Raw genomic sequence first — 2383 nt, 5'->3', positions numbered from 1 at the left:
GAGATAAGACAAGTATATTTGGAAGAAAAAGTGAAAATAATCTTAATTACTTTTATCTTGCTTCTAATAGCACTACTAATTTAGATGAAATGAATAATTTTATAAGCATTATAGATAAATATATCATTTTTATCAATAAAATAGATACATTGCCTGACACTTATGCACTCATGAAAATAGCCTTTAATGCTGATTATTTTCTTTTTAATTTAATCCCATTTGCTTCAAGCCTAGATAAAAACTTTATTTGCTCTATACCCCAAAAAGAACAATTATTAGAAAATATGATAAATTCTTATGAAAAAATGGATTTATTATACAAAACAAAACTAAAAATCGAAATTCAAGAAATGATATACCCAGCAATATATGGAGCAAAAAGATATAATCATTTCATAGATATTGCCAAAGGAAGATTAAATGCATGTGGAAAATAATTTAAGTCCTGAAGATAGACAAGGTATAGAAAATTACCTTATTATTTTAAATACGATAAGTTTTCTAGGCGATTTGAATATAAAATATAACAATCATAATGCAAAGATTAAAAATTATTCTAGTGGTTATTGTAAGTATTATTGTAAAATAGCTTAGATTTTAGGATTATAAATGAAAAAACTTTTTTATAGACTTAATTTTTTATTTAATACAAAATTAAAAAAATTAGCTTGGATTGTAGCTATATTATTTATCGGATATAAATTACTTTTTTATACCGAAATTAAAAATGGTTATGTAAAAGTGACTTTACGTCCTATAGTAACACTTAATCAAGAGGGTTATTGCATAAAAGAAGGTAGAAGATTAAGCCAAAATGAATTATTTGAAAGAGCTGCTAAAGATTTGCTTAAAAAGCTTTATAACCAAGCACATGATCCACTAGTTATGAATGCAGATGGAGATTGGCTTGATATCACTAATTGCTATTATTCAAGCAAAGAAAAAGCAAAGAAAGGTTTAAATTGTCAATTTTACAGCAACGGCAAACAATTTGGTATCGATGATATTGCAAAACAAATTGATCTTAATAAAAGCCAAGAAGAAAATATGCAAAAAATAATGCAAGGCTTTAGCATTGTAAGACCTTTTGAGGAGGAAAAAATTTTAACAGATGATTTAGAGCTTAAATATTCTTTACTCTTACAAGATAGGTTAGGTGATTTTACTTTTATGCCTTATGATATTAGATTTATTGTCGTTGGTGGTGATACTGGTTATTATTCAAAATTTGGTTATTCTGTTTTTGCTTTAATGATACAAAAATATTTTATTGGAAACGACCATGACTTTAAATTTAAAAAAGGCACTGTAGAATATTGGAAAAATAAAGATAATAAAAACAATCATGAATACATATATTATCCCATTACAAATTGTGGCGAAGTTGAAATGCGTTATGACTTTGATCCTCCTGGATTATATTATCAATTATTTCATGATATGCAATGGAGGGATGAATGGCATCGTTAAATTTAAAAGGCGATTATGGAGTAGAAATTTTATCTTATTATCTTTGGGGAGAAAGCACGCCACCAAGTAATTTAGCTAAAAAAGATAACCGTGTGCTTATCGCTAAAGATTATAAAGCAAGAGATGAAAAAGAAATAATCATACAAGCTTCAGCACTTGATTATATGAAATATGTAGATAGATATACCAATGCTACAAATTTTGGGATATTTCAAAATTTTTTCAAAAGTGTTTTTAGTGAAAAAGAACTTGGGGAATTTAAAGATAAAATAGAAAATGAAACATATATTTTAGAATTAGACGATATCATAAAAACTAAGATATATGGAGGTGTAAATCCGTTTCTTGATGAAGATAATAAGAATAAAGATAAAAGCACTAAAGATAAAGAAAATAATGAAGAAAATAAATACGAAAAATACGATGAAAATAAAATGGCAGTTAGAATAATTCATTATTATTTAGATACAAATTCAGGCAATTATGCTAAAAGAGCTTTTGCTTTTGGAAGCACAAGTATAGCATTTAATAAAGATGTAAAATTTCATATTAGTGCTAAAACTTATGAACCTGTTTGTATTTCCAATCTAAAACTTTATCCTTTAAAGGATAATTTTGATTTTGAAAGTGATAGCAGTCTTGCAGAATTTGTAAATTTCTTTCTAGAAAAGGAATTAGATCCCTTAAAAATAGGTAGAACGGTTAATATTCATTTTATAGATCAAGAAAAGATTACACCTATGGTTATTTATAAAAGAGTATTTCAAATACTTCAAAACCAATCTTTTAATTCTTTAACTCCTTCTATAACTTCACTTCGTGAATATTATAAAACCCGTATCCTGCCATCTGGGGTATTATATTTGCAAGATGACAATACAAACTCTCAAACCAATTTAGAACAGACTATCCT

The 2383-nt window shown here is 26.4% G+C and carries 2 protein-coding genes and 2 pseudogenes; all 4 read left to right on the top strand.

Features of this window, described 5'->3' with window-relative positions:
• Nucleotides 1-437 (top strand): annotated as a pseudogene (locus H2277_RS08805) (hypothetical protein); the annotation flags it as partial.
• On the top strand, nt 421-594 hold the full coding sequence (locus H2277_RS08800) for a hypothetical protein (RefSeq protein WP_002873070.1): 174 nt from the start codon (nt 421-423) through the stop codon (nt 592-594). The pseudogene H2277_RS08805 and the gene H2277_RS08800, both read left to right, overlap by 17 nt.
• 15 nt (nt 595-609) lie before the next feature.
• Nucleotides 610-1470 carry a hypothetical protein gene (locus H2277_RS08795; RefSeq protein ID WP_337201939.1) on the top strand — a complete coding sequence of 287 codons (861 nt, stop codon included), beginning with the start codon at nt 610-612 and terminating at the stop codon, nt 1468-1470.
• Nucleotides 1458-2383, top strand: a pseudogene (locus H2277_RS08790) (hypothetical protein); the annotation flags it as partial. The gene H2277_RS08795 and the pseudogene H2277_RS08790, both read left to right, overlap by 13 nt.

The organism is Campylobacter sp. W0014 (assembly GCF_020135975.1).
Lineage (GTDB): Bacteria > Campylobacterota > Campylobacteria > Campylobacterales > Campylobacteraceae > Campylobacter_D.
Note: the sequence above shows the minus strand (reverse complement) of the source record. Positions and strands in the feature narration are given on the sequence as shown.